The following is a 6,128-nucleotide window of genomic DNA, read 5'->3' as shown; positions in this document are numbered from 1 at the left end:
GCTGATAAAAAGAGTATTTACTGAAAAGAACACTATTTTGTGCAATTGGCAAGGCCAACCATAACATAAAGCATTGATAACTAAAACCTTACATTACAACTCATAATTCAGCACAAATACTTAACTCATCACTCTCCTTTATTTATTACCACTTATTTTCATTTTTTCTAATTCAACAACTAAACATTTTTTATGAAAAAACTTTCCTTTTATGCACTACTACTGGGTATTCTTCCAAGTATTGGTTACTCACAAAATGCTACAAAACGCAATTTGAAACCAAAAGATGTGTATCAAATCAAAACGGTTTCTGATGCCAAGATTTCACCTGATGGCGCTTGGGTATCTTATACATTAACCTCCGTAGATTCAGTTAAAAACAAAAGAAGCTCAGATGTTTGGATGGTAAGCTGGGATGGAAAAGAATCTATTCAGCTCACCAACTCTCCTGATGGCGAATCGCAAGCAAAGTGGAGTCCCGACAATAAATATATTTCGTTTGTATCTGCAAGAAATAGTTCAAACGGTAGCCAAATCTGGTTGCTCGACCGTCGTGGAGGTGAAGGCAAACAACTCACTACACTCAAAGGTGGTGATTTACAAGAATACGCATGGAGTCCAGACGGAAAAAAAATTGCCGTGGTTCTAGAAAGCAAAGCCGATACGTCAAAACCAAAAACGCCTAAGCCTATCGTGATTGACCGTTTTTTATTTAAAAAAGACGTAGAAGGCTATCGTGAAAGAACCTATTCAAATATTTACCTATTGGACGTTGTTACCAAAAAGATTGATACGCTAACCAAAGGAAACTATGAGGTAAGTTCGATTGCTTGGTCGCCTGATGGTACTAAAATCGCTTTTGTAAGTAATAGAACTCCAGACCCTGACCGCAATGAAAATACGGATATTTTTGTCATTGAAGCTAAATCCAAAAGTGAGGCGAAGCAATTAACCACTTGGACAGGTAGCGATAATGCCCCCGTATGGAGTCCAGATAGTAAAACCATTGCTTACCTACGCAGTTCTGCCTCTGAGGACTATATTATGTATGACCATTCGGTGTTATGTACCATAAATGCCAATGGTGGTGAGCCGACTTTATTAAGCAAAAATCTGGATAGACCTGTTAACACACCAAGATGGGCTAAGGATGGCCAATCTATCTATGCTTTGGTAGTGGATGACCGTTATCGCTATTTAGCCAATTTTTCTTTGACAGGGACTATGAAGAAAACTTCGGATGATAAAGGAATCTACTCATCATTGGAATCACATCCGTACGGAAACTGGCTTTCCTTGGTAACAACTCCAGAGCTTCCAGCGGAAATATATGCCATCGAAAATGGGCAAAGAAGAGCTTTAACAAATCATCATGAAGCATTCTTTAAACAAATCAGTTTGGCAACCGTAGAGGGTTTTACCTCTAAAAGTAAAGATGGTGCCACGGTTTCAAGTATTTTGTACCGCCCTGCCAACGTAGACCCTAAGAAAAAACTGCCTACGATTTTCTTTATTCACGGTGGTCCAGTAGCGCAAGATGAATTTGGTTTCGATTTGAGCAGGCAAATGTTGGCTTCTGCGGGTTATGCGGTTGTCGGTGTAAACTATCGTGGTAGCAACGGGCGTGGTTTGGAGTATTGTAAAGTAATTAGTGGCGACTGGGGCAACAAAGAAGTATTAGATATTCTTGGTGCTGTGGATTACACCGTAAAAAATGGTATCGCTGACCCAGAAAAACTAGGAATTGGGGGATGGAGTTATGGTGGTATTTTGACCGACTATACCATTGCTACCGATACCAGATTCAAGGCGGCGGCTAGTGGTGCTGGTGTTGCTATGATTTCATCAATGTATGGTGTAGATCAGTATATTTTGCAGTACGAACACGAAATTGGCTCTCCTTGGAAGAATTTTGACAAATATGTAAAGCTTTCATATCCATTCCTAAAAGCTGATAAAATCAAAACTCCTACACAATTCATGGTAGGCGAAAGTGACCACAATGTGCCCGCAGTAGGTAGTGAGCAAATGTATCAAGCTTTAAGAACCATTGGAATTCCGACCGAATTAATTGTATATCCAGGTCAGTTCCATGGTATTTCTGTACCAAGTTACCAAGTAGATCGTTTTGAAAGATATATCAAGTGGTTTGATAAATACCTGAAATAACTAGTAGTGCAAAATTAGATTCAAGTTTTTATTTTAGGGATAAGGCAAGATACAAAAGGGAACAGGCACAAGGCAAAAGGCAAAGAGTGTCAAATTGCTTTTATTAACAATAGATATATTTTTGCCGAATGCCCATGGCCGAAAGCCGAAAGCTCAAAATTAATATCTAGTTTTTTAGGCACTAGGCAAAAGGCAAAGAGTGTCAAATTGCTTTTATTAACAATAGATATATTTTTACCGAATGCCTAGAGCCGAAAGCTCAAAATTTAAAGTTTATTTTGCAAATAACCTTTTGATTATGAATATCTTCAAATAACCGATATACTATTAACTCATAACCTCTTCCTACTAACTTATGACAAATACATTCTTTGGACAAACGGCTATCATTACTGGCGCTGGTATTGGTATTGGATTTGAAGTTGCTCGCTTGTTAGCAATTCGCGGAGCTAATATTGTACTAAATGATATTGATGATTCCTCTGCTCAAGCCGCAAAAGCTCAGATTCTTGCCAATGGTGGTCAATGCGAAATTGTTGTTGGAAATAGTGCAGACTTAGACCTTATCAAAAACCTAGTACAAACAGCTGTGGCCTCTTTTGGTAAAATTGATTTGGTGATAGCCAACGCTGGAATTACTACTTTTGGCGATTTTTTTGAATATCAACCCGAATCATTGAGGCAATTGTTGGACGTCAATCTATTTGGGAGTTTCTTTCTTGTACAAGAGGCTTCAAAAGTGATGAAAAACCAACAAACTGGCGGAAGTATTGTCCTTACCTCTTCGGTTACTGGTCATCAGGCTCATCCATTTTTGGCAGCCTACGGAATGACCAAGGCGGCCATTGAACAATTAGCCAAAAACCTTGTTATCGATTTATCGCCTTTGGGTATCAATATCAATACGGTGGCTCCTGGCGCTACACTAACCGAAAGGACGCTTGAAGATAAGGACTATTTATCGACATGGTCACGCATAACGCCCATGGGAAAACCAGCCACAGTGCAAGATATTGCAGAAGCAATGATTTTTCTACTTTCGCCTCAAGCTAGACATATAACTGGACAAAATTTGGTTGTTGACGGCGGCTGGACTGCCGTTGGCGTATCTCCCTATTAATTTTTCAATATTTTGCCTTAATTTTCGTTTTTCTAAAAGTGTATTAAGTAGTAAAATTTTAACCAAGTCTGTAATTCTCTCTAGGAACGTATGAAACAGAATTTTATTCAATCAAGAAATTACCTCTTACTCCTACTTATTAGTATTGGTATACTTTGGGGATGTGGTAGTTCGCAAAATGACCCTACTCCTACTAACCAATATTTGGTTAGCTCCACGGTGGTAGGTGAGTATACTACCGCACAACTAAGTGCTAGAGTAGACGGTTCGGCCCTCGGTTCGGACAATGCCTTGATAATCGGTGTAGTGAAAGGTCTCATCAAAAACCCCATAAAGGTTATCAAAGTAGTGTATAACACCAAAGGAGTAGACGGCAAAGCGATTCAGGCTTCAGGCTTGGTAATTTTTCCAAAAACTAGTGAAAGTGTACCTTTGATTAGTCAGCAACATGGCACTATAGCTGACAAAAACGACGCACCTTCATTGTACGGTACAGCAAGCGAAGCCTATCAGTTGTCCTCTATTGTGGCATCAAATGGTTTTATTATTGCTTGTCCTGATTATGTGGGTTATGGTGCTAGTGCCAATTTGGATCACCCATACGAGCACCGAGAAACACTAGCTCAAGCTAGCCTAGATATGTTGAGAGCCACAAAAGAGCTAATTACCCAAGAAAAAGCCGCTTGGAGTCAGAAAGTAATGATTACTGGCTATTCTGAAGGTGGTTTTGCCACAATGGCTTTGCAAAAGAAAATGGAAGAGCAGTATCCCAATGAGTTTAATTTGGTGGCTTCGTCATGTGGGGCGGGTGCTTATAACAAAACTGCTTTCATGAATTATATCATCAACCAAAAAACGCATGGTAACGCCCAATACAATTCATTATATATTTGGGTAACACTGGCTTATAACTCCATCTATGGATTAAATCGCCCTGCTTCTTATTATTTTAATGCTCCGTATGCGGCAGAGGTAGCAAGCAAAGGACCGCAAGCCTCGATTCCTGTGAGTATCAATCTTGCCTATTCTGATACCTTCCGCAACGGGGTAAACAATGGTACAGATACACAGTTTATTGCTGGAGTGAAGGATAATGATATTTTTGACTGGAAACCTAAAACACCAACGCAATTGTACCATGGTACAGACGATCAACATGTGTTTTATTTCAATTCGGAAACAGCGGCCGCGGCCATGAAAGCCAAAGGCGCAACGGATGTAACGCTTATTACGGTTCAAGGCACTAACCATTTTAGCACCTTACCAAACTATCTCTTGGGTACACTTACCTTCTTTACCAGTAAGAAATAATCAGAACCTCCTTCGGGAGGTTTTACTTTGCTTCCTCAAAAAATTACTATCAAAAAACCATCAAGAATAGCTTTCTAAGCTGTTTTTGTTAAATAATTGTAAAATAAATCTTACCTTTGCCTGTTAAGTCAAAAATTTAGATTTCACGAATTATGCAGCTTTCATTGGTTTCAGAAATGCCGGGCTTCGAAAAAAAGGTCTTTTTGGATGTTTTCGCCAAGGCATATTTTGATAGAAAATTACATCGTTACCGTCTCAAAACCATAGACGGCCAACTGATTCCTCCTGACCTAACTATTGGTTGTACCAATCGCGTAATTTCACAATTTCCAGAGGGCACCATTTATAAACTTGATGTACGTTTGGTACAAAAAAATGGTCGTCAACCGTATTTTTTGACTTTAAATCATAAAAAAGTTCAGCGCGCTATCGAATTTTTTGAATACAATTTACAGGTACAAACAGGAAAAATCGAGTGTAAAACTAAGAAAATAGTAGTTTTTGAGAAAAAGAAAATACACAAACCTACTTCCAAAAAAGATATAGATATTTTCTAACAATACATTTTTTGGGCCAATCGAAATGTATTACAATGCGCTTCTACAATATCTGTAATTTTCGGAGAATACCCTCCTCCCATCGATACAACTATAGGCAATCCTGCTTTTTGTGCCTGTTCAAATACAAACTCATCTCTCCGTTTACAAGCTTCCATACTGACCGACAATTTTCCAAGCTTATCTGTAGCCAAAATATCTACCCCAGAGATAAAAAATAAAAACTGCGGTTGCACTTGCTGAATCAATTTCGGCAAGCTGTCATAAAGCAAATTCAAATAGGTGTCGTCGGTAGTATAAGTCGGTAATTCTATATCCAAATCTGAGATTTCTTTGTGTAATGGATAGTTTTCTTTTCCATGCATCGAAAAAGTAAAAATCTTAGGCTCTTTTGCAAATATTTCAGCGGTTCCATTACCTTGATGCACATCCAAATCTATCACTAAAATCTTCGAGATATTTCTTTCTGACATCAAAAAATGGCTCGCTATCGCCACATCGTTTAGCAAACAAAATCCCTCTCCTTTATCCGAGTATGCATGATGCGTTCCACCTGCTACGTTCATTGCTATTCCATTTTCAAAAGCAAAATTCGTACAGTCAATCGTACCTTGGGTAATAATCGTTTCTCGTAAAATGAGTTGCTCTGACAATGGAAGGCCTATTTTTCTTACCATTTTGGCATCAATTGACAAGTTTTTTAATGAATCCCAATAAGTTTGTGTGTGAGCCTTCAGAATATACTTTTCTTGTACTGGTTGAGGCTCAAAAAAATTCTCTCCTACACAAGTTCCTTCATATTTTAGTTGTTCAGGAATTAGCTCATATTTGAGCATCGGAAAGCGATGACCTTCAGGCAAAGGAAGTTGATAAATAGGAGAATGGGCAATTTTTAACATTACAAATTTTAAGTAGGAAAACGTTATTAGTTAATAGTCTGATTACTGGACAAAATTGAAGTTACTAGTTCA

General features: G+C 38.5%; 5 protein-coding genes. 4 read left to right on the top strand and 1 reads right to left on the bottom strand.

What is annotated here, in order from left to right; translation table 11 throughout:
- The first annotated feature begins 192 nt into the window (after nt 1-192).
- From ACOVQ4_RS05175 to ACOVQ4_RS05160, 4 genes are all read left to right on the top strand, one after another.
- Nucleotides 193-2,169 carry a prolyl oligopeptidase family serine peptidase gene (locus tag ACOVQ4_RS05175; protein WP_421819589.1) on the top strand — a complete coding sequence of 659 codons (1,977 nt, stop codon included), beginning with the start codon at nt 193-195 and terminating at the stop codon, nt 2,167-2,169.
- Nucleotides 2,170-2,524: 355 nt separating this feature from the next.
- On the top strand, nt 2,525-3,289 hold the full coding sequence (locus tag ACOVQ4_RS05170) for an SDR family NAD(P)-dependent oxidoreductase (protein ID WP_421819588.1): 765 nt from the start codon (nt 2,525-2,527) through the stop codon (nt 3,287-3,289).
- A 90-nt stretch (nt 3,290-3,379) separates the two neighbouring features.
- Nucleotides 3,380-4,600, top strand: a complete 1,221-nt coding sequence (locus ACOVQ4_RS05165) for an alpha/beta hydrolase (protein WP_421819587.1) — start codon at nt 3,380-3,382, stop codon at nt 4,598-4,600.
- 152 nt (nt 4,601-4,752) lie between these two features.
- Nucleotides 4,753-5,157: a hypothetical protein gene (locus ACOVQ4_RS05160; RefSeq protein WP_421819586.1), complete on the top strand. Its 405-nt coding sequence runs from the start codon at nt 4,753-4,755 to the stop codon at nt 5,155-5,157.
- On the opposite strand, the gene ACOVQ4_RS05155 is transcribed toward ACOVQ4_RS05160, so the two are convergent.
- Nucleotides 5,154-6,056 (bottom strand): histone deacetylase, encoded by a 903-nt coding sequence (locus ACOVQ4_RS05155; protein ID WP_421819585.1) that lies wholly within the window; start codon nt 6,054-6,056, stop codon nt 5,154-5,156. The genes ACOVQ4_RS05160 and ACOVQ4_RS05155 overlap by 4 nt on opposite strands.
- Between the last annotated feature and the right edge of the window lie 72 nt (nt 6,057-6,128).

This window comes from Flectobacillus sp., assembly GCF_049240685.1.
GTDB lineage: Bacteria > Bacteroidota > Bacteroidia > Cytophagales > Spirosomataceae > Flectobacillus.
The sequence above is the reverse complement of the archived record's forward strand: the minus strand, read 5'-3'. Positions and strand labels throughout refer to the sequence as shown.